Source organism: Anaerophilus nitritigenes (assembly GCF_004138215.1).
Classification (GTDB): Bacteria; Bacillota; Clostridia; order Peptostreptococcales; family Thermotaleaceae; genus Anaerophilus; species Anaerophilus nitritogenes.
This window is the reverse complement of sequence record NZ_RYYS01000103.1, coordinates 44075-70855: the sequence shown is the minus strand read 5'-3', so window position 1 is coordinate 70855 and position 26781 is coordinate 44075. Positions and strand designations below refer to the sequence as shown.

General features: G+C 29.3%; 20 protein-coding genes. 4 read left to right on the top strand and 16 right to left on the bottom strand.

What is annotated here, in order from left to right; genetic code table 11:
• Positions 1-53 precede the first annotated feature (53 nt).
• The 11 genes from EK368_RS14005 to EK368_RS13955 all read right to left on the bottom strand — a co-directional run bounded on the left by EK368_RS14005 (position 54) and on the right by EK368_RS13955 (position 12879).
• Positions 54-926: a pyridoxamine kinase gene (locus tag EK368_RS14005; RefSeq protein WP_129600722.1), complete on the bottom strand. Its 873-nt coding sequence runs from the start codon at positions 924-926 to the stop codon at positions 54-56.
• Positions 927-946: 20 nt separating this feature from the next.
• A complete protein-coding gene (locus EK368_RS14000) occupies positions 947-1873 on the bottom strand; it encodes a radical SAM protein (RefSeq protein ID WP_129600720.1) in 927 nt (308 codons plus the stop codon).
• A 121-nt stretch (positions 1874-1994) separates the two neighbouring features.
• The gene (locus tag EK368_RS13995; RefSeq protein WP_129600718.1) at positions 1995-3398 is read right to left on the bottom strand and encodes a carbon starvation CstA family protein; all 1404 of its coding nucleotides are present in this window, start codon (positions 3396-3398) and stop codon (positions 1995-1997) included.
• A gap of 148 nt (positions 3399-3546) precedes the next feature.
• Positions 3547-4260, bottom strand: coding sequence for a LytR/AlgR family response regulator transcription factor (locus EK368_RS13990; RefSeq protein WP_129600716.1), 714 nt, complete (start codon positions 4258-4260; stop codon positions 3547-3549).
• Entirely contained in the window at positions 4257-5933 is a 1677-nt protein-coding gene (locus EK368_RS13985; protein ID WP_129600714.1) for a sensor histidine kinase, read from the bottom strand. The genes EK368_RS13990 and EK368_RS13985 overlap by 4 nt, the downstream gene beginning before the upstream one ends.
• 93 nt (positions 5934-6026) lie before the next feature.
• A complete protein-coding gene (locus tag EK368_RS13980; RefSeq protein WP_243109433.1) occupies positions 6027-7445 on the bottom strand; it encodes a spore germination protein in 1419 nt (472 codons plus the stop codon).
• 5 nt (positions 7446-7450) lie between these two features.
• Positions 7451-8593 carry a Ger(x)C family spore germination protein gene (locus tag EK368_RS13975; RefSeq protein ID WP_129600710.1) on the bottom strand — a complete coding sequence of 381 codons (1143 nt, stop codon included), beginning with the start codon at positions 8591-8593 and terminating at the stop codon, positions 7451-7453.
• Positions 8574-9668: a GerAB/ArcD/ProY family transporter gene (locus EK368_RS13970; protein ID WP_129600708.1), complete on the bottom strand. Its 1095-nt coding sequence runs from the start codon at positions 9666-9668 to the stop codon at positions 8574-8576. Before EK368_RS13970 ends, EK368_RS13975 begins: the two co-directional genes overlap by 20 nt.
• A 66-nt stretch (positions 9669-9734) precedes the next feature.
• Complete coding sequence (locus EK368_RS13965) at positions 9735-10865, bottom strand: SH3 domain-containing protein (protein ID WP_129600706.1); 1131 nt, start codon at positions 10863-10865, stop codon at positions 9735-9737.
• A gap of 75 nt (positions 10866-10940) precedes the next feature.
• Positions 10941-12296 carry an MATE family efflux transporter gene (locus tag EK368_RS13960; protein ID WP_129600704.1) on the bottom strand — a complete coding sequence of 452 codons (1356 nt, stop codon included), beginning with the start codon at positions 12294-12296 and terminating at the stop codon, positions 10941-10943.
• A 13-nt stretch (positions 12297-12309) separates the two neighbouring features.
• Positions 12310-12879, bottom strand: coding sequence for a TetR/AcrR family transcriptional regulator (locus tag EK368_RS13955; RefSeq protein ID WP_129600702.1), 570 nt, complete (start codon positions 12877-12879; stop codon positions 12310-12312).
• Positions 12880-13049: 170 nt separating this feature from the next.
• On the opposite strand from EK368_RS13955, the gene EK368_RS13950 reads away from it, so the two are divergent.
• On the top strand, positions 13050-14129 hold the full coding sequence (locus tag EK368_RS13950) for a GerAB/ArcD/ProY family transporter (protein ID WP_129600700.1): 1080 nt from the start codon (positions 13050-13052) through the stop codon (positions 14127-14129).
• Between the two features lie 65 nt (positions 14130-14194).
• On the opposite strand, the gene EK368_RS13945 is transcribed toward EK368_RS13950, so the two are convergent.
• The 5 genes from EK368_RS13945 to EK368_RS13925 all read right to left on the bottom strand — a co-directional run bounded on the left by EK368_RS13945 (position 14195) and on the right by EK368_RS13925 (position 23021).
• Positions 14195-18013 (bottom strand): lectin like domain-containing protein, encoded by a 3819-nt coding sequence (locus EK368_RS13945; RefSeq protein WP_129600698.1) that lies wholly within the window; start codon positions 18011-18013, stop codon positions 14195-14197.
• 144 nt (positions 18014-18157) lie between these two features.
• Positions 18158-18370 carry a DUF3006 domain-containing protein gene (locus EK368_RS13940; protein ID WP_129600696.1) on the bottom strand — a complete coding sequence of 71 codons (213 nt, stop codon included), beginning with the start codon at positions 18368-18370 and terminating at the stop codon, positions 18158-18160.
• Positions 18371-18378: 8 nt separating this feature from the next.
• Complete coding sequence (locus EK368_RS13935) at positions 18379-19506, bottom strand: ComEC/Rec2 family competence protein (RefSeq protein WP_129600694.1); 1128 nt, start codon at positions 19504-19506, stop codon at positions 18379-18381.
• Positions 19507-19755: 249 nt separating this feature from the next.
• Entirely contained in the window at positions 19756-21543 is a 1788-nt protein-coding gene (gene ade, locus EK368_RS13930) for an adenine deaminase (RefSeq protein ID WP_129600692.1), read from the bottom strand.
• Positions 21544-21710: 167 nt separating this feature from the next.
• Positions 21711-23021: an NCS2 family permease gene (locus EK368_RS13925; protein ID WP_202976494.1), complete on the bottom strand. Its 1311-nt coding sequence runs from the start codon at positions 23019-23021 to the stop codon at positions 21711-21713.
• 351 nt (positions 23022-23372) lie between these two features.
• Between EK368_RS13925 and EK368_RS15025 the strand changes: the two genes are divergently transcribed.
• From EK368_RS15025 to ilvD, 3 genes are all read left to right on the top strand, one after another.
• Positions 23373-23522 (top strand): hypothetical protein, encoded by a 150-nt coding sequence (locus EK368_RS15025; protein WP_165000474.1) that lies wholly within the window; start codon positions 23373-23375, stop codon positions 23520-23522.
• Between the two features lie 506 nt (positions 23523-24028).
• Positions 24029-25096 (top strand): branched-chain amino acid aminotransferase, encoded by a 1068-nt coding sequence (locus tag EK368_RS13920; RefSeq protein ID WP_129600691.1) that lies wholly within the window; start codon positions 24029-24031, stop codon positions 25094-25096.
• 19 nt (positions 25097-25115) lie between these two features.
• Positions 25116-26777 (top strand): dihydroxy-acid dehydratase, encoded by a 1662-nt coding sequence (gene ilvD, locus EK368_RS13915; RefSeq protein WP_129600689.1) that lies wholly within the window; start codon positions 25116-25118, stop codon positions 26775-26777.
• Positions 26778-26781: the final 4 nt, after the last annotated feature.

Below are 26781 nucleotides of genomic sequence, written 5' to 3'. Positions count from 1 at the left end.
TCACGCTCCTTCTCAATTATTATGTACCAAGAAAGAGTAATTCATGTATTCCTTTATTTAAGAATTTCATAGCTATTTACAAAAACAGGAAGCTTTAAATTTTCTAAAACCCTTTCTAATAATATTCCTTCTCTTTGAGGATAATCAAATCCATAGCTTGCTCGAATAGCTGATACAATAAATTGTACACTTCTGTCCATTGCAACAGGTAAACTATCTCCTTGCAAGAGACTTCCTACTAATACACTTGTAAAAGTATCTCCTGTTCCAGGAAAATGAGCAGGAATATATAAACAACTTACCTTCCAAAATTTTTTTCCTTCTCGATCATAAGCAATTACACTAGTATTTTTGCATTCTTTTTCTGGTACACTTGTAATAATTACTATTTTAGGACCCATATCAGATAACTTTACAAGCCAATTTTTGATTATTTCTTCAGAGATTTCTGTTTCGTAAGATTCATCTAATAAATAAGCCGCTTCTGTAAAATTAGGAGTAATAATATCTGCTTTTCCAATAAGTTTTTTCATCTTCTCTACCATTTCTTCATTCATAGTGCTATATAGTGTTCCATTATCTCCCATTACTGGATCTATTACTTTTAGATTTTCTTGATTCCCAAATAAATCAATAAATTTAGAAACAATATCAATTTGTTTAGGTGAACCTAAAAAACCACTATATATACAATCAAAATCAATATCTATGCTTTTCCAATGATCAATATAACTTTGCATGGTATCTGTCAAATCTATAAAACTATATCCTTCAAAACCTCCAGTATGAGTAGATAAAACAGCAGTAGGAACAGGACATACTTGTACTTTCATAGTAGATAAAATAGGGATGATCACAGACAAAGAAGATCTTCCAAATCCTGAAAGGTCATGAATTGCAGCTACTCTTTTTACGGGTTTATCCATAAATTTTTCTCCTCTCTAATTTATTCACATCTATATGTATTATATCCTTTATAGTTTACGATAAATATCTTCTGATCATCTTTAAATTTTTCAAATATTTCTTTTGTATTTTTGCAATTTCTTGATCCTAAAAAACTTTCAATTTCATATTGATTCATAGGATGTCTTTTAATAATACTTAAAACAGCTTCATAATCATCCTCTTCTTCACTAAAAAATCCTTTTGTTGCTAACATATCAATAGAAACTCCTCCCAAGACATCTACTGCTCTTTTGATGGCTTCTTCAGTAGCCATCTCTACCCAACCTTCTGCTGGTGGTCTTACTGGGGTATTGATATAGAGCCTATCATAATCAATTGGTGTTAAAATTTCTTTTAGTTTTAATAAAGATTCTTTATCATCATTCATATCTTTTATAATCATAGTTTCTATCCACAATTGACCTTTATATACCTTTGAAAAATCAATTAGCCCGTTATAAATTTCATCAAATTTTATTTTTTTATAAGGCCGATCTATTTTTCTAAAGCTTTCTTCATCATATGCATCTAAAGAAGGAAGTACAATATCTGCATCTAAAAGACTATTTCTTACCTCTTCTTCATGAAGAGAAGATCCATTCGTAATAACTGCTACAGGTTTTTGAGTTAATTGCTTGAGTCCTAAAATAAGCTCTTTTATATTTTTATATAAAGTAGGCTCTCCTTCTCCTACTATTGTCACCACATCAAAATTTATATTTTCTTTTAGATACTCTTTGAACTCTTTTAAAATTATATTTGTTTCGAAAAATATCTCTTTTGTATTGCTCATTTTAGTAGTTCTTCCAAGCTGACAATATACACAAGAATAATTACAGTATTTTGGAGGAATAGGACTAACTCCTATAGATAACCCCATTCTTCTTGAGGGAATAGGTCCAAATAAATGATTATATTTTTTCAATGTAAGGTCCCCTTTCCTATGACTTGCATTCTTATTTTATCATATTTCTTTTTATATTGTATCACAATAGCCATACATTTTATATTGTATCTATACAAAAATTGTCAAAAAAAAAGCTCCCTTATGCAGAAGCTTTTTCATTTTTCCCTTTCTTCATGAACAATCCAAAGAAAATAATTGCTACTACGATACCTATCATATTAGAAACTTGTGCTACCATTTTAAATCCCTCTGGCGCTTGTAATATATAACTAGTCGTCACAGCAGTCATAAATACAGCAGGAATTGTACAAATCCAATGATTTCTTCCTTTTTTTACAAGATATGTTGAAGAAGCCCACAACATAATCATAGCTAAAGTTTGATTAGACCAAGCAAAATATCTCCATACAATACCAAAATCTATTCTTGTGAGTAAAACTCCTATTGCAAATAGCGGAATAGCTATATAAAATCTATTACTCTTTTTATCTTGCCTTAAATTTAGAGCATCTGCAATAACTAATCTAGCGCTTCTAAAAGCTGTATCTCCTGATGTGATAGGACAGGCTACTACTCCAAGTACAGCTAAAATTCCTCCTACAGTGCCTAAAAGAGTTCTAGAAATTTCATTTACAACTACACCTGGTCCTCCATCTCCTAAAATTTGAGCCAAGCCTTCTGTTCCTCCAAAGAATGCCATAGATGCAGCAGCCCAAATGAGTGCAATAATTCCTTCTGAAATCATAGCTCCATAAAACACTTTTCTTCCTTCACTTTCTTTTTTTACACACCTTGCCATAAGGGGTGACTGGGTTGCATGAAATCCTGATATAGCACCACAAGCAATAGTAATAAATAAAAATGGAAAAATAGGAGTTCCTTTTGGATGAAGATTTGTAAATGTCAGTTCTGGTATATGATATCCTTTTATAACAATCCCTGCTCCTATTCCTACTGCCATAATCAATAAAGATGCTCCAAAAATAGGATAGATTTTTCCAATTAGTTTGTCTACTGGAAGGACTGTTGCCAAAAGATAATAAATGATAATAATGCCTATTAATAAATCCATATCGAGTCCTGTAAGATTCTTAAGCAGTCCTGCAGGACCCATAACAAATACAACTCCTACTAATACTAGTAATACTACGCTAAAAATTCTCATAACAAATTTTGCAACATCTCCAAGATAAATACCTACAATCTCTGATACACTTGTTCCTTTATGGCGAAGAGAGAGCATTCCTGAAAAATAATCATGCACAGCCCCTGCAAAAATACTTCCAAACACAATCCATAAAAATGCAGCAGGTCCCCATAATGCTCCAGCAATGGCTCCAAAAATAGGTCCTAATCCTGCAATATTTAGAAATTGAATTAAAAATATTCTTGGCCAACTCATAGGAATATAATCTACTCCATCTTGCATAGAAATTGCTGGTGTTTCGTTTTGATCATTTACTTTAAAAACTCTTTCAACAACATTTCCATAAATAAAATATCCTGCAATTAATAAAATAATAGAAATAAAAAACGTAATCATAGTTTCCCCTCCTTTAAATAAAAATATTTGTTTCTACTTCTTTATATTTCATTATAAATTCAACCCTCTAAAATCATATCTCTTTTGCAATGAAGTGATCTAAAAATGACATGAAATGCAAAAAAATAAACACGAAATTTTATTCGTGTCATATGCCCATCTTTTCTTTAAATATTTTTATATTATTTCTGCTTACAGGAATTTCACAATCTAAATCTTTCATTTTTACATTGTATGTATGGTGAAACCAAGGGATAATTTCTTGTATTTTATCCAGATTAATAATATAAGAACGATGACTTCTAAAAAAATGATCTTTAGAAAGCTTATCAAAAAACTGTGAAATATTAATTTTTGCAATATATTTTTCCTCTTTTGTATATACAAAAGTTTCTCTTTCATGAGCTTCACAATAATATATATCTGTACAATCAAGAACAATCATTTTTTCATTTTTACATACAATAACTTTATGATATAAACAATTTTCTTTAAAATTTCCTTCTTTATGTTCTTGTAGTTTCTTAAGAGTTTGAATTATCCTTTCATTGGAATAAGGCTTTAAAATATAATCAAAAGCATAAATTTCAAAAGCCTCTATGGCATATTCTTTATATGCAGTAATAAATACGATCTTAGGATTTTTCTCAAATCTATGAATAATCTTACTAAAAGTCATACCATCTAACTTAGGCATATTAATATCTGCAAATACTACATCTATCTCATTTTTTTGCAAAAATTTCAAGGCACTAAGTCCATCTTCAAATTCTTCTATAATTTGAATACTACTATAATTTTTAATAAAATATTTTAACTCCTCCCTTGAAGGATATTCATCTTCTATGATAATACACCTCAAAGTTCTTCCCCCTTTCTATTGATCTCAAAAGATACTCTCGTTCCCTTTTTTAAACGTTTAAACTTAAGTCCTGCTCCATAAATGAGTTTCAATCGATTATGTACATTAAGAAGGCCTATTTTTCCATTCTCCATCTTTCCTTTATAAATACATTGTATAATTTCATCAGAAATTCCTACTCCATCATCTTCTATAATGATTTTTACTTTTTCATTTTGGTTCTTTATGCAAATGATTACAGATCCCTGCTCTCCTTTTTTTAATATTCCATGTCGAATAGCATTTTCAACTAATGGTTGTATAGTAAGACTTGGGATCTTTACATCTAAAATATCTTCTATCTTATATATGATATTTAATTTATCTTTATATCTAGCTTGCTCAATTTTTATATATGCTCTAACTTGATCTAGTTCTTTATGTAAACTGACTAATTGATCTCCTTTTTCCAAATTATATCTTAAATAAGTAGATAAATGAATCATAAGCTCTCTTGCTTCATCTGGGTTGATTCTTATAAAAGATACAATTGTATTTAAAGCATTAAATAAAAAATGAGGATTGATTTGAGCTTGTAATGCTTTGATTTCCGATTTTGTTGCTATATCTTTTAGCTTTTGCAATTTACTAATTTCAATTTGAGTAGATATAAGTTGAGATAACCCTTCTGCTAGGCTAATATCTCTAAAAGTAATAGCATGTTCCCTTTCATAATATAATTTAAGAGTTCCTATTACGTTTTCATTCTCTTTTAATGGAACAATAATTCCAGACCTAAGTGGACAATTTCTATCCACACAATTAATATCTGTAGCTTTATTTAATACTTCGATTTGATCCTTATGAATTACTCTTTGAGTAGCTTGTGTCAAAATAGATTTTCCAGGAATATGATGATCTTCTCCACTGCCTACATGAGCCAAGATATGTTTTTCATCTGTAATCGATACAGCATCTACATCTACAGACTCTTTTATAATTTTGCAGACTTTCTCAAGATTTGATTTATTAATATCTCTAAAATAAGGAAGAGTTTTATTAGCAATCTCTAAAGCATTCTTTGCCTGCTTTGCTATAATCTCCTCCTTTGCTTCAAAAATATTTTGTGTAATCATAATGATAATACTAATTCCTACTCCATTGATTAAAACCATTGGCAGATAAATTTGTTTTACAATGATTAATGCAAGATCAAATGGTTTTGAAAATAGAAGAATAAAAAACATACTAAGATTTTCTACTAAAACTCCACCTATAAATCCATACATACACCTATTCTTCATATTAGATTTTTTATAAATTATTCCTGATAAATATCCCCCTATCAACGTAGCTAAAGCACATGGTAGTGTAGTAATCCCTCCTGTATCAATATATATTCTATGAATCGCTGCTAATCCTGCTCCCATTAAACCTACAAAAGGTCCACACAAAATACCTCCTACCATTACTCCTATGTTTCTTGTATTAGCAATTGCACCTGCTACGTCAATTCCTACATATGTACCTAAAATTCCTGTCCCTCCAAATACAAAACCCAATAAAATCTTTTCTATTTTATTGATCTTATCTTTTTGGATCATCTGTCTAAATGTATGCAATTTAGATATAAAAAAAGAAATAACAATTACATAACCCAGATTATTCATCATATGTCTAAATAATTCTGCCAAAATCATCATCTCCAAAAAAATAAGCCAAAATGGCCTATTTAAACTTCTCTTTTATTTTAGTATTTATCTTATTTTTTGTAAAGTTTAGAAATTTTATTTTCTAACTTGATCCTTGGTCTTTAAAAAGCTTGGTCTTTTTTTAGAAAGGGTAATCTCGCTTAAAAGATAATGCTTTATATCTTTTATCTTCAATGGAGCCAATCCTGAAAGATATGGAATTCCTAAAGTTGTCAAACTACTAAGATGAATCACAATTAATGTAAATCCCATCACCAATCCAAATAAACCTAATATACCTGTTAAAAAAATAATCATAAATTTTAAAATTCTAATAGGACTCATAATTGTATAATCTGGCGCTACAAAAGAACACAACATAGAAAGAGATACAATAATTACAATCAAAGGACTTATAACTCCTGCTGCAACAGCAGCTTGTCCAATTACAATAGCTCCTACAATTCCAATAGCTGGTCCTACTTGTTTTGGAAGTCTTATACTTGCTTCTCTTAATATTTCTGCTATAAGTTCCATTAATATAGCTTCTACTATAGAATTGAAAGGAACTGCTATTCTTGATGTAGCTAATGCTAATATAAACTGAGGCGGTAAAATATCTGTATGAAAGCTTACTATAGCTACATATAAAGAAGATAATAATAAAGATGCAAAGAGAGAAAATACTCTTAAAAATTTAGAAAAAATCCCTAAATATAAATTATCATAATGATCTTCTCCTGCATCTAAAAATTCAATAAATATTTTAGGAACTACTAAAGCTATATTACTTCCTTCTATAAAAATACCAATCTTTCCTTCTAAAATATTGGCACATACTGTATCTGATCTTTCAGCAATTCCTGTTTGAGGAAACATATCAAATGTATTATTTAATAAAATCTTTTGTATATATCCTGATTCTAATATTCCATCAATTTTTACTTTTGATAATTTCTCTTTTACTTCTTGTACATATTCTGTATTTACTATATCTTCTATATATACCATAACTACATCTGTCTTTGTTCTTGTCCCTATACAATATGAATCCATTTTTAATGATTTATCTTTTATTCTATATCGAATCAAAGATAAATTTGTCTCTAAGCTTTCTGTAAAAGCATCTTTAGGAGCTCTTAGTGTAGTTTCTAGTTCTGGAGGGCTAACTGCTCTTTTTTGTGTCTTTTTTGTATTTGCAACAATATAATCTTTAGAATAAGAACAAAAGATAATAGAATTTCCTTTTAAAATATACTCTTCTAATTTCTCTATATTTTCATCTGAAAATGCATCGTCTATATAAATAATAGAATGAAGAAGTTTTTCTATATCTATTTTTTCACTTTTTTTATTTAATATAGGTTTTATAATGTATTCAGAAATCATTTTTCTATCTGTTAATAAAGGAATATATGCTAAAAAGATATCCCCATAATCCATAGAAATCTTTTTTATAAGGACTTTATCATCTATTTTTTGTAGCTTTTCTATCCATAGTTTTTTTTGATTCATCTTATTCATTCCTCTGTGACTTTTTCTTTAACATTTTGATTTACTAAATTTGTATTAATTATTTTAGTATTTACACGAATGACTACTTTCGAATTGGGAAAAATTTCTCTCCATTTCATCTTTTCATATTCTTGTATGTGTTGTGCTCTAAAATATTCAGCAAATCCAAAAATATCACATTTGTATTCTTTCTGTGCTTTTTGAATGATCTGTTGTATTTTTTGTTTTTGTTTTTTAGAAATTTCTTTTTCTAACTTTTCTATATTTTTTTTATGTAGATGCTCTCTATAATATTGATAGGAAAGCTGCGCATCTAAATCAAGATCAATATAAATAACAGGTATGTTTTTTTCATAGTCTATTTTTATCTTTCTTTTTTTTATAGATATCAAAAAAGAATATTTGTTATTTTTGTTTTCTATTTCCTCTATCCCTTCAAATGAAGATAGGTTTTTCACCAACAAATACAACATTCCTTGTGTGTTTTTCTCATCTATGATATCTATTAATTTAGAATCCTTCATTACTGCAAGTCCTAAATAAGATATATTATCTTTTTTCATTCCTATATAAGGCATAACATATCCTGCTTGTTGTAATTCTATATCAGATAAGAGATCTCCAACAGTAGAATATATACTCCTTCCTTTATTCTCTAAATAACCTATAATATTTTCTATCAAAAATCCTACTGCTATATCTTTTTGGGTATCTGTATTTAAAAGAATTGAAGGCTTTTCTTTACTTACTACTGCTAATACTGTCTTTCTATAATCAGTAGTTCTATCTACTCTATTTAAATAAGATCCTATTCCTTCTTTCGCATAATCTTGTCCAAAAACAACAACTCTTGCCGCTCCTAAGAACAGTGGAAATGGATTGCTTGAATCATAATTTTTTCTCGCTTCTCCAAAGGTTTTTCCCAAAGATTCCATATTGTATACATTAGCTACTTGTGCTTTTTCACCTTTCTCTTTAGAAGAAGCAAACTGTGCTACTTCTCCTGAAAATTCAATCATATTCTTTACTTTATCTACTCCTATAGAAACTACCACACACTTTTGATCAATATCTCTATAATCCCAACATCCAACTAAAGCTATGCTGCATATTATTAAAATCAAAATTTCATATGCTTTTTTTAACATTTTTTTTCACCTTTTCAATAATAAACAATATTGTAGGAAAAACAACAACAGTCAAAACTCCCATTTTACTCACTATATCTAATATTTCTTCTGTTTGCATAAAAGTCATTGGAAGTAAAGATATAAAAAATCCTATAATGCTTACAAAAACAGCTATCTTGGAAAAAGATATGTTTTTAAATTTTTTGCTGATCAAATGTACAGTTGCATATACCTCAATCAACACACTACAAAATATAGACATAATCCATACAATAATAAAAATCCCATCTAATCTTCTAATAAATTGAAGCTCTTTAATATCTATTCTTCTCAATGTAGCCAATAATGCATCATGATAATATATAATATTTTCAGATCCCATGACAGCTATACAAGCTTCCACATCTAAAATATAAAAAAAACCTATAAATAAAATCATCCCCAAAACATATTTATATACATGAATATTATCTTTCTTTTGTATGGGTAAAATTGTTAAAATTTCTATTCCTAAAAAAGAAAAAACAATAGATTTTGAGTTATAAATATATTTAGGCAACTGTTGTACTTCAAAAAAAGGAAGTAGATGAATCCATTCTCCTTCTAAAAATATAGCAAAAAATAGAAAAATTGAACCTGTAATAATCATCATCCCATAAATTTCACAAATTCTTCCTATCGTAAATATTTTATGTATGACTGCATAATAAACCACTATTAACAAAGTCAAAGAAATTACCCATATAGGAGTATTAGTAAGTATAGTTAACTTAATAGTTTCACAAGTAATTCTAGTCATCATACAAAATGATATAAAAAAATATATAATATAAAAAATTACTATAATATATGAAAAAAATGAATTCATTAATACTTTGCTATATTCATCAATTGTTTGATTAGGATAACTCAAACTAAGACTTAAAATAATATAAGTAAAAAACATTGTAAAGACTGTGGCAAAAACTAAAGAAACCCATCCTTGTGTTCCTCCGCTCTCTGCTACTTTTTGTGGTAAATTAATAAGTCCATAACCTACTACGAGTCCAAAAACAATAAAAGAAATTTGTCTATGAGTTAATGTTTGTTTCAATTTAGCACCTCCATTTTTATTTTTTCCATTATATTATTTTTGTATACAAAAAAAGCCCATAAGGGCTTAATTTAGAATATATACAATTACATTAGTAGCTGTTCCAAAATCTTTTACTGCTTGAATCTGATCGTCTCCCCCATCTCCTAAGTAGATATCAATTACATTTCCTTTAATGCCACCACCCGTATCTGCTGCAAGATAAATACCATTGTATTTGGATCTCCAATCATTTTCATCAAATAATATAAGTACCTTACTTCCAAGAGGAATCTGTTTTGAATCTACCGCAACTACCATTGCTTCTCCCCATTGCTTTCCATTTAAGTTAATACCTGTTTTGGTATAACCTCTATATTTTGATCCTACACTTTTTCCACAAGATCGTATAGACAAATCATAACCTATCACTTTATAATCATTTCCTAAATATTTGGCATCCTCTATAATTTGTTCTCTTGTTGTAGTTATATTTTCTTGTTCTTCTTTTATATTTATTTCTTTCTTTGCAAAGCTTTCAGGAAAAAATTCTTCATGAATCAACCCTACATTTTTTGCAAGAACCCATCCTTTTTTGCCTTTGTATTCAATTTCAAAATAGTCTTCTTTTAAATCAAGAATATTAAATTTTTCATTTTTATCAATTTTATCTATACTTTTCATATTTGAAGAAGGATTAGATAAAATTGGGCTATCTGTTGAAATTTTTCCTTTTTTATTATGAGGAATAATTTGTATATCCTCATCTACTGCCCATCCTAAAACTTCATCTCCCATACAAATCTCAATCCATCCATCCTTTTTTTTCACTATTGCAATCTTTGTAGCAAAACCTAATCTTCCTAAAATATCCGCTTCAATATTAGCTTCTTTATATATATTTATAGATTCTGTATTTACAACAGCATTTTGTATGAATGGCTTTTCTGCTTTTCCTAAAAGAACACATTCACTATGAACCCAGCCAAAAGTGCCTCTTTTCGTAGAAACTTTATACCATCTTCCATGATTGTTCTCTATATATACTTCATCTTCTAATGAAAGTCTTTCTATCACTTGAGAATTTATCTTAGGTTCTTTCAAAAGAATTGTTCCATTTTCGATAACCGTTCCTTTTGACAGACTGTGTGCATAAGTTATAGATCCAAATAATATACACACTAAAACGACAATCACTAATTTTATTATTCTTATCAAAATACAATCACTCCCTTTTTTGTTTAATTTTATCCGTATTTTACTGATAAATTGGATTTCCTTTATTTTTTTACTCTATACTCCTTGATTTGTATTTTTTTCTTTTATTTCTTTATGCAATCTAATAGCTAATATACTTGTAAGTATAAGTGTTAAAAAATCTGCAACAGTTTGACTCCAAATCACTCCATTCAATTGAAACAATTTAGATAAAATAAAAATTGCAGGAAGTAAAAAGATTCCCTGTCTGGCTATAGATAAAGTTAATGCTTCTTTTCCTTTTCCTAGTGCTTGAAATAACACAGCATAAACTTGTTGAAATCCAAACAAAGGAAATAACATACTCATCACTCTTAAAGTCTTTTCTCCGATCATGACTACATCCATATCTTTACTAAATACTAGTATAATTTCTTTTGCAAAAACATTAAATATTATAGTAATAATAATGCAAAATATACTGGTCCATTTTAAAGATACTTTAATAGATTCTTTGACTCTTTCATATTTTTTAGCTCCATAATTATAACCTACTACAGGCTGAAATCCTTGATTGTATCCAAATATTACAAACATTCCTAATGAAAATACTCTTAAAGATATTCCCATAGCTGCAACAGCTGCATCTCCATATGCTTTTGCTGCTAGATTAATAAACCCTAGAGAAAAGCTTCCTAAAGCTTGTCTAGCAAAAGTAGATACTCCTATTTTCATAATTTCATTATAAATCTTTATACAAGGAGAAAAATATTTTATAGAGATATGAATATAGCTTTTTTTAAGTATATAATATCTCATCAAAAATATAAAAGATATACTTTGAGCCACAACAGTAGCTACTGCAGCTCCTTTAATTCCCATATCAAATGCAAACATAAAAATAGGATCTAATATAATATTTATAACTGCTCCTATACTAATAGCCATCATACTATATTTTGCATTTCCTTCTGCTCGAATCGTATTATTAAGTGTCATATTCATGATTGTAAAAGTAGATCCAAACATAATAATCTTTGAATACTCCTTGGCAAAAACCATAATTGTATCTGTAGCCCCAAACATTTTTAATATAGGAATAATAAACTTAACTCCAAATATAGTAAAAAATATACTAAAAATCAAACTCGTAAAAAAGGTAGTAGATGCTGTTTGATCTGCTAATTTTTTATTCTTTTCTCCTAAAAGCCTAGATATATAAGATCCTGCTCCTATTCCAAACATCAATCCTATGGCTCCTATCATAATAAACATAGGAAAAGCTACACTAACAGCAGCAATAGCACTCGTATTTTTTAACATTCCTACAAAAGCAGTATCTACTACATTATAAATAGCATTTACAAGCATACCTATAATTGCTGGTATAGACAATTTTAATAATACACTAGAAATTTTCTCTTCTCCCATCATTTTTTCTCTTTCTGTCATATCTAACTCTCCTTTAGTCTCTTAATGTAGCTGTAATCCAATTTTTAATAAACTCAACATTTGTGCTCTTTTCCTTTGGATATTCTTTAATCATAGTAGAAATCATAACAGCCGTACTTATTCCTATTCTTTTTTTTATTTCTTCTGGTAATACACTATTCCTTTTCAATTCTAAAACTGTAAGAATTTTCATCATCTTTTCAAAAAATTTTTCCTTTATCTTTAAAACAAGTTGTAAATCCTCTCCTTCAAAAGCATTTTCTTTATTTAAAACTCCTCCCAATCCTTTTCTTTTAGATATTTCATCATATAAAATACAAATAAATTTTTCTAATTTTTCATCTATATCCATATTCTCTTGTAAAATATCATCTAATTTTTCAAATGTTATTTGCCAACTTCTTTCTAAGACACCCATAAATAGTTTTTGTTTATTAGAATAATAATTATATAATGTCCCTACTGCAATCCCTGCATTTTGGGCAATCATTTTCATATCCACTTGTCTATATCCATAGCTTCCAAACAACTCCATAGCCCCATTAAATATATTTTCCTCTATATCTTTTATAATTTTAGGCATTTTTTCACCCCTTTTATGAATTCAGATTCATATTATAATGAATTACTATTCATTATAATAAAGAAAATACTCTTCGTCAAATTTATTTTTGACTTTTCGTAAAACATATAATAAGATTTTGGATTTTGTTAAAGACTATTATTACTACAATCTTATTGGAGGAATTTATATTGTCTAAAGAAATTTTATCGGATCAGCAAAAATTTTGTATGATAACCATATTTATAATCGGTTCATCTTCTATATTTGTAATGGGCTTAGAAGCGGGTAAAGATTTATGGATATCTATTGTATTGGCTTTTTTTATGTCAATTCCTGTAATTTTATTATATGGAAACCTGCATGCTTCATTTCCTGGTCAGAATCTCTTTGATATGTGTGAAATTTGTTTGGGAAAATGGATAGGCAAATTTATTATTCTTTTATTTACTTGGTATACACTTGATGTAACTGCATTAAATATTAGAAATTATGGACAATTTATTCATGTTGTAGCTTTAGATTCTACCCCTATGCCCATTTCTATGGGTATATTTATTTTTTTAAGTATCTTTGCGCTCAAATCGGGAATAGAAGTTTTAGGAAGATGGGCTTCCTTTTTTTTACCCATTCCTATTTTTATTACAATTCTTATAATATTTTTACTTATTCCTGATATGGATCTTCATCATATTTATCCTATATTACAAACTCCTTTTTCTTCTATATTAAAGGGAGCATTTGAATTATTTTCATTTCCTTTTGCTTATATCGTAGTATTTCCTATGGTTTTTTCTCATTTTAACAATCAACCTTCTCATAAAATATATTTAAAGAGTTTATTAATAGGAGGACTCGTAATATTAGCAACTTCTTTAACTGGTCTTTTAGTCATAGGAATAAAAGATGCTTCTATCTCTTATTTCCCTAATTATCAAGCCATTACACGAGTCACTGTAGGAGACTCTCTACAAAGACTTGAAATTTTAGGTAGCATTAATTTCATGTTAGGAGGTTTTATAGAAATATCTATATACCTTCTTGCAACATGTATTGGAATGTCAAAACTTTTCAATTTCCAAGATTATAGATTTCTTGTTTTACCCTTAGGTCTTATAGCACTGAATTTGGCTTCTTTAGAATTTGATAGTATTATGGAATATTATGAATGGTCTTTTGAAGTATGGCCTTTTTATTCTTTTGTTTTTCAAGTAATCCTACCTAGCTTACTTCTTATTGCTGCAAAATTTTATCAAAGAAAAACCTTCTAGTTTACTAGAAGGTTTTTCTTTGATAAATTATGATAAATAAAGCATTTTTATTGAATTTTTTCATCTTATTTTGATAATACATGAATTGTATAGTCTCTTGTTTGATAAATTGTATCTTTATTCCAATCTTGATACAATCTAAAATGTATTTTTGTCTTTCCTTCTTTTAATCCTTTAACTACCCAGGTATGGATTCCTCCTGCCCCTTTTCTTCCTTCTTGGTTTTCCTTTTCCTTGTATTCACTAGTAATGATTTTTATCATATTTTCATTGTCTATATCTACATGCCATGTAGCACCTGTTGTAATATTTTCTTCTAACTGTATTTGAAATTCTTCTCCTACTTTTATCTCTTTTGTTGAAGAAAGATCTAAACCCTTTTTAATCATAGTTGCAGCCTCCGCTCTTGTTGCATATCCTTTTGGCTTTAATATATTTCCTGGATATCCTTTTATTAAATCTGTCTGTACTGCTACTTTTAAAGGTTCTATTGCCCATGAAGATATATCTTTACTGTCTATAAAATCTAAAGTGCTTTTACCTTGCGAAAGCTTCATGGCTTTTGCAAGCATTGCAACCATTTGCTCTCTAGTAATGTACTCATCTGGTCTAAAATTTCCATCTTCATATCCAGATGCAATCTCATTCCTTTGAGCAATAGAAATAACATCCTTTGCCCAATGATCTTTAGTATCTAAAAATATTTTTCCACTTCCTTTTAATTGCAATACTTTTACTAAAATACTTGTAAACTCTGCTCTTGTAATTGGATCCTCTGGCTTAAATGTATGATCTGAATAACCAGTAATTCCATATTTTTGTATCAATTCTTTGACATTTTCTTCTGCCCAATGTCCGTCAATATCTTTTATATGTATTGGAATAGAAGTATTTTCTGTTTTTTCAATAGCAATTACTGCAAATTTTGTAAAGTGATTGATTTCTCCACTTACTTTTTTATTTTTTTCATCTATATGAATATCATCTAGTTTAATCCATTCTTTTGTTTCTTCATTCAACCAAAAGATGCCTAAATCATATTTTTCTAAATCTACTTTTGATAGATTATAATCTATAGTGATATGAACAGGTTTTTTAAATAACCCTTCTTTATTTTTTTTGATTTCTACTACATTGCTCATAAACTTCATTTCTTTAGATAAAGGTAGTTTGGATATATCTGATATTTTTTCTATTGTAATATCTATTTCTCCATCAAAAGCATTCTTTGGTATAGTTACAGTAGCACCATTTTTTTCAAGACTACCTCCCAAAGATCCTTGAATAGATTTTTTATTTGTTACAGAACTACTTCCTCCACCTCTAGATCCTCCCTTTGATATAGATGGTTCTGAAGCTTTCACAGTTAAGGGAAAACTACTCGTCACATCTGCATACATATTTCCTTTCATTCTAATTAAAGCAATCAAATATGTATTCTGATCTTCTAATCCTTGATGAACCACCCCATCATTTGTAATACTATTTTCATTCCTTGAAGTCCATTCAATCAAAACATCTTTATATTCATCCCCTAAAAAGCTTCCGTCTTTTATAAGTCTTAGGTTGCTTCTAATATCATATAGGCTATTATTTTCTCCTTTGATTTGATCAAATGTTAATGCATCTCTTACCTTATGGGTATAAAAAATCTCCTTATAATTATTTAATTTTACATCAAATGATTTTTCAACTGATTTTTCTCCTAAAATAAAACGAGCTATAAGCTTTACTTTATCCTTTGTTGTTATTTGATCTAATGGTTTTAAAACATTGCCCTCATTGTCTACTAAACTTTGATCTTTACTTTCCCAAATGATTTTAATTCCTTTATCTCCTATAGATTCATCATCTTGAATCAAATTTAATTTATTTTCATAAATAGGACTGACAATATTTCTATATTTTAACTTTTGTTGTGCTTGGTGAAGAAGATATTCTTCTTTTGTTGGCAATGAAATTTCTTTTTTATAATCTTTTTCTAAGTTTTTTCCACCCTTATCCTCTACGGCATTTTGAGGAATAAGAAGGGTATATTTTTCTCCAAACCTAAAACCATCTATTGGTTTAATTTTTAGTCGATCGTTATCAATTATTTTATCCATATCTACAATAAAATCTTTATGTTCATTTCCATAGACTATTTCATAAACTGTATCATAAACATTTTTTGTGACAGTACTTATATCTTTATTTAAAAGATAAATATTTTCATATTCTTGTGATGGAAAAATCCTTTTGCTAAAAGAAAAAATTCCCTCATCTGTTTCTTCCATAAATAAGTTATTCTCTTGATTTGGATAATAAGCTTCTAATTTGGGTACTGTATCTTTATAGCTATAGGCTTTGATACAAATATTTGCTGTAGAATCTATATCTGTTATATCACTCCAATATACCTCATTGTATACAGTATTCTCTTTTGGTAGCCCTAGCATACTTTCTCCTGGGTTTGCAGAAGCATTTTCACTAAAACCATATAGAAAATTTTCAACAGGAACTAAATATGAAAAATCACTCCTTGGTGCAGAAAACTCTACGATAACCGAAAATTGTTCTCCTTCCTTTACTTCTACCAAATCATCTAATTCAATCGTATGATAACCCTGTTCTTGCAAAATCCCTTCTTTGATAGGATCTCCTAAATCTAGAGCAGTACCTGATTCAATAGCATTAGAAAATATCCATATTTTATATGAAAGATTATCTACAACAGCATAAAACCCTACCCCTTCAATTTTTTCGTCTTCTTTTGCAGTAAAAATATTTGCTCCATATAATTTTTCGTATTCCTTATCTCCAATCAAAGTAATCAATCCCAAAGGATCATATTGATAAATATTTTTATAATTTTCTACAGACTCCCCCATATAAATACTACTTAAAGTGATTTTTTCATCATCTTCCATATCATCAAATATGTCATAGTAAGATAAATAAAAATATCCTTCATCTCCAAAATTTTTTCCCCAACTATTTCTTACAATAAAAGCTCCATCTCCTGGTGGAGTGATTACAAAATTTTCCTTAGGATAATCATCATCCCATCCTACTAAAGTAATCTCATGATTTGTCAATATATTTCCCTTTCGATTTCTTTCATTTTCTTTATCATTATTTGTTCCTGAATAATAAGAATAATGATTATAATTTAGTAAATACTCCATTGCATCATCTACATACACTGCACTATCTACTGCCCCATATTTTAGGATGGCTTTTTTTAGTCCTTCATTATTTGTGAAATCTTTTCCATGCACAATCCATCTTGTATTTTGCACATGTTTTTTTGTTTCTATATCCATATTCCTTCGATCTACGCCATCATAAGGGTCATCTTCTTCATTTACTGGACCCTCCCATCTTAAAAAATAGGACCATGTTTGAGCAGGAAATCCTCCATCATCAAGGGTAATTTTATTAAAATATCCATGACCATATGCTAAATGATTTTCTGAAAAGTTATATTCTTTCAATGGTAGGAGATAAGATTCTAAAGATGCCATCCCTGCAAAAGCCCAGCATGTACCATACTGTCCTTGATTTTTAACAGAAGTTAGCTTTCCTTTTTCTCTTAAATCATATCTTGTAGGTAAAAATTCTTTGCTCATTCTTCCAAATCTCATTAGATTCTGAGAACTACTATTTGAAATAATGAAGGGAGTAGGTATTTTCCCTAATTTATATTCCCTCTCTCCTATCTTTATACTACTTAAAGGGTCTTCTCCACTATTCAGCTTATGAATATATGATTCATACTCAGGATTAATAGGTCCCTTTTCCCAATCAGCCCATACCTGTATTTGCAGCATACTACTAAATAGCATGCTCATTATCAATACCAACACCATTCCTTTGACAATAGAATTTTTCCTTTTTTTCATTTTATTCCTCCCTCTATAAATTATAGTTTTTTTATAATTTAATTCATTATATAATACTCCTCTTCATTTTCACAATAAAAAAAAATTTGCAAAATCTATTTTTCAAATCTCTATAAAACAAAAACCTCCTAGTTTACTAGAAGGTTATTCCCACAAATCATCTGCTATCTTTTCTATTTCTTCTTTTCTTTTTTTTGTTTCTTCTTTATCTATGATTATTTTTTCATCATAAACAAATAATACATCTCCTTCCTTTGCTTCTTTGGGAATATTTTCTTTTCCAATAGAAATCATATTCTTTTGTTCATCTTCACAAATTGCATAATTCCCCTCAAATCTATCAATTATAAGATACATTCTATCCCCTACCTTTTTGATTTTCTAAATCCAGCATTTTGTGCTTCTTCTTCTGTTTTAAAATAAACTTCTGCATTCACCTTTGCATAATATGCACCATCTGGCATATGATAGATCTTTTCTCCTTTACTATTAATATTTCCTTTAATTGCTCCTATTGCACTTTGTGTAGATTCATTTTTAGACACTTCTTTATTTTTATTACCTTTTGTATCTTTTCCATAAGTATAATCTCCAGATGATACATTAAATTGTATTTCTTCTCCATTACTACTAGCAATAATTGTTCCTTGCTGATCTATTCTATATACAGGAATATTTCTACTTTTTAATTTTTCCATAGTCTCTTTATGAGGATGTCCATAGTCATTTCCTGTTTCACACATAATTACTGCATATTTAGGATTTACTCGATCTAAAAATAAACTTGTTGTAGAAGAATGACTTCCATGATGACCTATCTTTAATACATCTGATGATAAGTCGAATCCGTTTTTTAACATTTCATCTTCTGAAACATCTTCTGCATCTCCAGTAAATAAAAATGAAGTATTTCCATAAACTAATTTTATAACAATAGAATAATCGTTAAGGTTTTTATATTCATCTTTATTTGGAGCAAGTATAATTCCTTTTGCATCTCCTAGTATAATTTCTTCTCCTACATAAGGAGTAGATATTTTAAGATTTTTTTTCTTAATAGAAGTAATCACATCTTTAAATGTCTTACTAGTATGAGTAACCTTTGGCATATATATCTTTTCAATATTAAAGTTATCAATCACATCATCTAATCCTCCTATATGGTCTTCATGAGGATGCGTTCCTACTACATAATCTAATTTTTCAACGCCTTGTTCCTTTAAATAATTTACAACTAAATCTCCATCTGCATTATTCCCTGCATCAATGAGCATATTATATTCCTTATTTTGAATTAAAATGCTATCTGCTTGCCCTACATCAATAAAATGCACCTTCAAATCCCCTAATACTTGAGTAGTTACTTGCTCTTTTAAAGCTTCTGACTCTCTACTAGTTTCTACGACTACTCCATCACTACACCCTGTAAAAACTAAAACAATAAATAACAATGTAAATAGTAAAAATAATCCTTTTAATTTTCTTTGATTCATCTGTCACACTCCATTTCGTCATTTTGTTCATTTCCTAGGAAATAAACAATATAAATTTTTCTACTTTACTCTTCATTTTTCCCTTCCTTTCACCATAATCTTTCATATTTTTTAGACTATCAAATAATAAGATCTTTAGCAACATTGTAATTTAAAAAACCACTGAAAAATTCAGTGGTTCAGACTAAAAACAAAGCATATTTTAGCAAAGTTATAAAAATAAGAAACAATTATTGAGAATTCTGTGATTTAAACAAATAAATCTACGATTTGTTGTTTAAGTACATCAACCATTCCAAGGTCAGACATTTTTGCATTTGGTATAACTGGAAGAGCTAATGTAGCAATTCTTAAAAGAGGATTTTCTATCTCTGTAAGTCCTAAATCTTTTAAGGCTTTTTTCATTTTAGTAGCTTCTTTAGCAATTACATCACAAGGCTTAGTAGACATAAGTCCCCCTACAGAAAGAGGTAGATGCTCTATCATTTTTTCATCTTTTGCACAATTTATTCCTCCCCCCAGTTCAATCAAATCCTTAGCAACTATATAAGCATTCTGTGGTGTATCATAGACAATCGTTAAATTATGACAATCATGAGATACTGTACTTCCTACAGCTCCCATATGCGTACCAAAATTTCTAACTACCCCATACCCCTTTGTTTGGTGTCCTTTGTGTCTATTGATAATAATCACAAACTTAAGATTTATATCATGAGAAATATCTAAATATCCATTTTTTACAGGAATCTCTTCTATTACAAAATCTGTTGTAGAGAAATTAAGCTCTTGATACTTGATCACTCTTGTTTTTATTTTTCCTTCTTGTATAGGTGCTTTTATCTTAAAATCTTCTAATGTTATATCTTCAACAAACATAGTATTTTTATTTTCTAATTCAAAAACTTGATTCACAATCTCTACCTTTAACTCTTTGTTTTCTGCAACTAACTTTCCTTCAAAAAATACTGCACAAGGATTCATTTCTTCTAATGAATCTAAGATCACTAAATCTGCTACGTATCCAGGTGCAATCGCTCCTAAATTGTTGATTCCAATTTCTTTTGCTACGTTTAAAGTAGCACTTCTAATAGCATCTATAGGATTCATTCCACATTTTATTGCTTTTCTTACTACATCATTCATATGTCCACTACTTAAAATATCTTCTGCTTCTCTATCATCTGTACAAAGAGTAAGATAATTAAAATACCTAAAATCTTGTATATTTTTTACAATATCTTCTACATTTTTTGAAATAGAGCTTTCCCTAGCATCTACATACATTCCTACTCTCATTTTATCTCTTGCTTCTTGGCCTATGCGACTTTCATGGTCACTATTAGGCCCTGCACATAAATAAGCTGACAGTTCTCTTCCGCTTACAAATGGGGCATGTCCCTGCATAAAAAGATTTCTTTTTTCTACACAATCTAATATATCTACCATTCTTTGATCATTATGAATAACCCCTGGATAGTCCATTACTTCTGCTAATCCTATTACTCTTTTAAGTTCTAATAATTGTTTTACTTCTTTATCTTGAAAAATCGCTCCTCCATTTTCCTTGCCAGGAACAGCAGGTACACAAGATGGTGCCAAAAGATATTGTCTCATAGGAAGATTTTTACTAGATTCATGCATATACATAACTCCATCTATTCCACATACATTAGCAATTTCATGAGGATCTGTAACAACGGTAGTTGTTCCATGTGGAACAACTGCTTTTGCAAAGTTTTTTGGTGTCATCATTGTACTTTCTATATGAATATGTGCATCAATAAGTCCTGGAATTATATATTTTCCAAAACCATCATAATACTGCTTTCCTACTAATTCATTTTCTTGTCTATGTAAGTCATCTGGATCACACTGAATGTGAGCTATAAATCCTTCATAAATACCTATATTTGCTTTATAAATTTCTCCTGTAAATACATTTACCATATTTACATTTTGAATCACTACATCACATGGTGTTTTTCCCATTGCAGCTTCAATCAATGCTTTTTTATCTTTTGGAAATATCTTCATTATATTTGCCCCTTTCTCAAGTCATTTCTAATTAAATAGAATATAGCATGTATAAAATACATGCCACAAACTGTTGATAACTTATATTATAACAAAAGCATTTTACTTCTGAACAATTATTAAAAATTTAATATTATTTCTTATAATTTTGTATATATCCTATATAATTACATAATAATAAAGTAAAAAATCAGTGGAATACATAAAATATAAAGTCCAAAATGAAGTTCTTTAGCTTTTCCTGAAACCAATTTTACAAAAGTATAAGAAATAATTCCTATACTAATTCCATTTGCAATGCTTGATGTATAAGCAGTAAAAATAATAGTTGCAAAAGCAGGAAAAGCTTCTGTAAAATCTGAATAATCAATTTCACTCATTCCTGATAACATCAAAAGGCCAATCAAAATGAGGGCAGGTGCTGTAGCTGCTGCTGGAATCATACCTGCAATAGGTGTAAAAAACATAGTAAGTAAAAAACAAATTCCTGTTACTACTCCTGTAAGTCCTGTACGTCCTCCAGCTTCTACTCCTGATGCTGACTCAATATAAGTAGTTACTACTGTAGAACCTAGTAAAGCTCCTACTATAGTAGCAATGGCATCTACTAAAAAAGGCTTATCTATATTTGGCAAATTTCCTTCTTCATCTAAAAATCCTGCCTTTGCAGATACTCCTAGTAAAGTTCCTAAAGTAGAGAAAAAATCTCCTACAAAGAATGTAAACATGAGTGGAAAGAAACTCCATTTTAATGCTCCCATAATGTCTAATTGAAATGCAATAGGTGCAATCGATGGAGGTATAGATATCAAACTATTAGGTACTTTTGTAATTCCCATAGGAATACCCATTATAGTTGTTCCAATCATTGCCCATAAAAGAGCACCTTTTACTTTATTCGCCATTAAAATAACTGCTAAAGCCAGTCCCATTAAAGATAATTTGGTAATAGGATCTCCCAAGTCTCCAATCTTAATAGCGTCTTGTGTAATCATCATAAACTTTGCACTTTTAAATCCAACAAGTACAATAAAAAATCCTACAGCTGATCCAATTGCAATTTTCACATTTTTAGGAATCATTTTAACAATAATTTCACGAAGTCCTAATATAGTAAGTACGATAAATATCATCCCTGATATAAATACCATTCCAAGTCCTTGTTGCCAAGTCACTAATCCTCCTGCTACTAACGTAAAAGCAAAAAAAGCATTACTGCCCATGGCAGGTGCTAATGCAAAAGGAAGATTTGTATAAAGAGCCATAAATAATGTAAATACTCCTGAAAGTAAAGCTGTCACTACAGTAACTGCTCCTGTGTCCATACCAGCAGCAGACATCATGCTTGGCTGTACAATAAGAATATATGCCATAGTCATAAATGTAGTTACTCCTGCTGTTGCTTCTGTTTTTATATTTGTTTTATGTTCTTCTAGCTTAAAAAAATCAATACCTTTAGATGTCATGTCTATTTTCATCCTCCTATACATTAAATTGATATTGTCATTTTAATCCACAGTTCTACAAAAGTCAACTTTTTTCTATTTTTATTTTATATTGTTCGTGTTTTTGGATGTTATTCATTGTATTTTTATATATTTAAATATATTTATTGAATTAAATGCGAACATTAAATTATTTTTTAAAAAAGTAAATTTAGAACATATATTTTTATGAACATCTCTTTTTAAATTGAAAATTATATAGAATGTGCTATTATATAAATGCTCTTGAATAAGTATTATTTATTTTAGAAAATTCTTTATAGCACATCATTTCTTATATGCTATAAAAATATATCTTAATTTAAAGAAAAGGAGGAGCTAGCCATGCATGCTACTGTTCATTTGATGAATTCTGTTCACAACTTAATTTCTCGTAAAATGAATAATAACGAAGACTTAGCAGATACTGATATTTGTATGCTTAGCAACTATTTAGATACAATCCTAGAAGCAATTGAAAATCATACTAATTAATTTCACATATAATGATCTGCACTATTCATACTATAAAAATAATTTTTATCTTTTTATTTCATATTCCAATTGCTTATAATTATTAGAAAGCTTTACTTTCTAATAATTATCAAATACATAATTTGCTGTAAAACAAAAAGAAGGACATGGTTTCAATCAACTTCCAAACCATCTCCTTCTTTTTGGCTATTGGTACAAATCTTAACTCATAAAGTATTTCTATGTAAAACCTCCACATTATTTTGTAATCACAATAAACACTTTATAAACTACCTTAATCTCTATTCTGTTTTTTGATTTTTTTAAATATTTTCTTTTCAATTTTCAGAATATTTATTTTATTATTGTTTTTCTTTCATATATCCTATTTCCAAAATGACAATTCTTAAAAATCTCAAAATTAACATTTGACTGAAAAGACAGATTATACTATAATTGAATGAAATTTATCTAAAAACATGAACTATCTAGAGCTTTTTTACAAAAATATACAAGGAGGTATCTATATGGAAATTAAAGTAGAATTATCAAAAAAGCTTAAACCCAAACCAAATTTTAACAAATTAGGGTTTGGTAAATTTTTTACCGATCATATGTTTGTAATGGATTATACCAATGATATAGGCTGGCACGATCCAAGAATTGTTCCTTATTCAAATTTTGAAATTCCCCCTGCTTCATTAATTTTACATTATGGTCAATCAGTTTTTGAAGGCCTAAAAGCTTATAAAACTAAAGCAGATGGTAAAATTACTTTATTTAGACCCCAAAAAAACTTTGAGAGATTAAATAAATCTAACAATAGACTTTGTATTCCTCAAATTGATGTTGATTTTGCTCTAGAAGCACTTTGTAAACTTGTTTCATTAGAAAAAGATTGGATCCCAACAAATGAAGGAACAGCTTTATATATTCGACCATTTATTTTTGCGACAGAAAGTATGTTAGGCATTCATCCTTCTAATACTTACAAATTTGTAATAATATTATCTCCAGTCGGTTCATATCTTTCAAACGGATTAACTCCTGTTAATATAGCAATTGAAAGTAATTACGTACGTGCAGTAAAAGGTGGAAGTGGTCATGTAAAAGCATCTGCTAACTATGCAATCAGTTTAAAAGGTCAAGTAGTTGGAAAATCAAAAGGATTTGACCAAGTATTATGGTTAGATGGAGTTGAAAAAAAGTATATAGAAGAAGTTGGATCTATGAACATCTTTTTCAAAATTGGTGGTAAATTAGTCACTCCATTAGCAGATGGTAGTATTTTAGAAGGAATCACAAGAGATTCTATTATTACCCTTGCTAAAAGTTGGGGATATGAAGTTGTTGAGAAAAAAATTTCTATTCAAGAGCTTTATGAAGCATTTCAACTAGGAAAATTAGAAGAATCTTTTGGATGTGGAACAGCAGCAGTTGTATCTCCTATTGGTAAATTCTTATGGGAAGATAAAGAAATTATAGTTTCAAATGGTCAACTTGGTAAGTTCACAAAAAAACTTTATAATCATTTAACAGGAATACAATACGGAAAAGAAAAAGATGAATTTGATTGGATTAGAGAAGTAAAATAAACCATTTAAGGAGGATAAAATGATAAGTGATCGAGTAAAAAAAGGAATAGAAAGAACTCCACATAGATCCCTCTTTAAAGCTATGGGATATACAGACGAAGAATTAAGTCGCCCACTTATTGGTGTTGCTAATGCTTTTAACGAAATCATTCCTGGTCATATCCATTTAGATAAAATAACAGAAGCTGTCAAAAGAGGGATTCTTGCAAATGGTGGAACTCCCATTGAGTTTCCTGTTATTGGAGTATGCGATGGTATCGTTATGGGTCACGAGGGAATGAGATATTCATTAGCAAGTCGTGAACTCATTGCAGACTCTATTGAAACAATGGCAGTAGCTCATGCATTTGATGGATTAGTTTTGATTCCAAACTGCGACAAAATTGTTCCTGGTATGTTAATGGCTACAGCAAGAATTAACATTCCTTCCATACTAATAAGTGGAGGTCCTATGTTAGCTGGAAAAAGCTTAACGGGTGAAGATACTAGTCTTTCCAATACCTTTGAAGCTATTGGAGCTTTTGTTTCTGGAAAAATTAATGAAGATGAATTAAAGTTTTGTGAAAATAATAGTTGTCCAACTTATGGATCCTGCTCAGGAATGTATACAGCAAATAGCATGAATTGTTTAACAGAAGTTTTAGGAATGGGTTTAGCAGGTAATGGTACTGTTCCTGCAGTTATGTCTGAAAGAATACGAATTGCAAAAAAAGCTGGTATGCAAATCGTAAATTTGATTCACAAAAATATTAAACCAAGAGATATTATGACAAAACAAGCATTTTTAAATGCATTGACTGTTGATATGGCTATAGGCTGTAGTACGAATAGTATGCTCCATTTACCAGCTATAGCAAGTGAAGCTGGAATTAAAATTACATTAGACATGGCGAATGAAATCAGTGAAAAAACTCCTAATTTATGTAAACTTGCTCCAGCAGGCAACCATCATATGGAAGATTTAAATCGTGCTGGGGGAATCTATGCAGTTATGAAAGAACTCACAAAACTAGATCTTTTAAATTTAGAAGTAATGACCGTTACAGGAAAAACTTTTAGCGAGAATTTTCAAAACATTAAAAATTTAGATACAAGCATTATAAAACCTGCAGAAACACCTTATAGCAAAACTGGTGGAATAGCCGTATTAAAGGGAAATATCGCATTAGACGGTTGTGTTGTAAAGCGTTCTGCTGTAGCACCAGAAATGTTAAAAACACGTTGTAAAGCTAAAGTATATAATTCAGAAGAAGAAGCAATCAAGGCTATATATGATGGAAAAATTGAAAAAGGTGATATAGTTGTAATTCTCTATGAAGGTCCAAAAGGTGGCCCAGGAATGAGAGAAATGCTTTCACCAACCTCTGCATTAGCTGGTATGGGGCTAGATAAAGATGTCGCACTTATTACTGACGGAAGATTTTCTGGTGCCTCTAGAGGAGCAAGTATTGGACATGCTTCTCCAGAGGCTGCTGTTGGAGGAAATATAGCGCTCATTGAAGATGGTGATTTTATTCAGATTGATATCAATGCAGGTATTATACACCTTGAAGTTTCTGATGAAGAATTAGAAAAAAGAAGGAAAAATTGGATTCCGCCTGAACCAAAAGTAAAAACTGGTTATTTAGCAAGATATGCAAAACTTGTACAAAGCGCTCATACAGGTGCAATATTAATATAAAAAT

What these genes read in the sequence shown, in the direction of transcription:
- EK368_RS14005 (WP_129600722.1), bottom strand. Translation starts at nt 926, where the DNA reads ATGGATAAACCCGTAAAAAGAGTAGCTGCAATTCATGACCTTTCAGGA.
- EK368_RS13995 (WP_129600718.1), bottom strand. Translation starts at nt 3,398, where the DNA reads ATGATTACGTTTTTTATTTCTATTATTTTATTAATTGCAGGATATTTT.
- EK368_RS13980 (WP_243109433.1), bottom strand. Translation starts at nt 7,445, where the DNA reads ATGAATCAAAAAAAACTATGGATAGAAAAGCTACAAAAAATAGATGAT.
- EK368_RS13975 (WP_129600710.1), bottom strand. Translation starts at nt 8,593, where the DNA reads ATGTTAAAAAAAGCATATGAAATTTTGATTTTAATAATATGCAGCATA.
- EK368_RS13960 (WP_129600704.1), bottom strand. Translation starts at nt 12,296, where the DNA reads ATGACAGAAAGAGAAAAAATGATGGGAGAAGAGAAAATTTCTAGTGTA.
- EK368_RS13955 (WP_129600702.1), bottom strand. Translation starts at nt 12,879, where the DNA reads ATGCCTAAAATTATAAAAGATATAGAGGAAAATATATTTAATGGGGCT.
- EK368_RS13945 (WP_129600698.1), bottom strand. Translation starts at nt 18,013, where the DNA reads ATGAAAAAAAGGAAAAATTCTATTGTCAAAGGAATGGTGTTGGTATTG.
- EK368_RS13940 (WP_129600696.1), bottom strand. Translation starts at nt 18,370, where the DNA reads ATGTATCTTATAATTGATAGATTTGAGGGGAATTATGCAATTTGTGAA.
- EK368_RS13935 (WP_129600694.1), bottom strand. Translation starts at nt 19,506, where the DNA reads ATGAATCAAAGAAAATTAAAAGGATTATTTTTACTATTTACATTGTTA.
- ade (WP_129600692.1), bottom strand. Translation starts at nt 21,543, where the DNA reads ATGAAGATATTTCCAAAAGATAAAAAAGCATTGATTGAAGCTGCAATG.
- EK368_RS13925 (WP_202976494.1), bottom strand. Translation starts at nt 23,021, where the DNA reads ATGAAAATAGACATGACATCTAAAGGTATTGATTTTTTTAAGCTAGAA.
- EK368_RS15025 (WP_165000474.1), top strand. Translation starts at nt 23,373, where the DNA reads ATGCATGCTACTGTTCATTTGATGAATTCTGTTCACAACTTAATTTCT.
- EK368_RS13920 (WP_129600691.1), top strand. Translation starts at nt 24,029, where the DNA reads ATGGAAATTAAAGTAGAATTATCAAAAAAGCTTAAACCCAAACCAAAT.
- ilvD (WP_129600689.1), top strand. Translation starts at nt 25,116, where the DNA reads ATGATAAGTGATCGAGTAAAAAAAGGAATAGAAAGAACTCCACATAGA.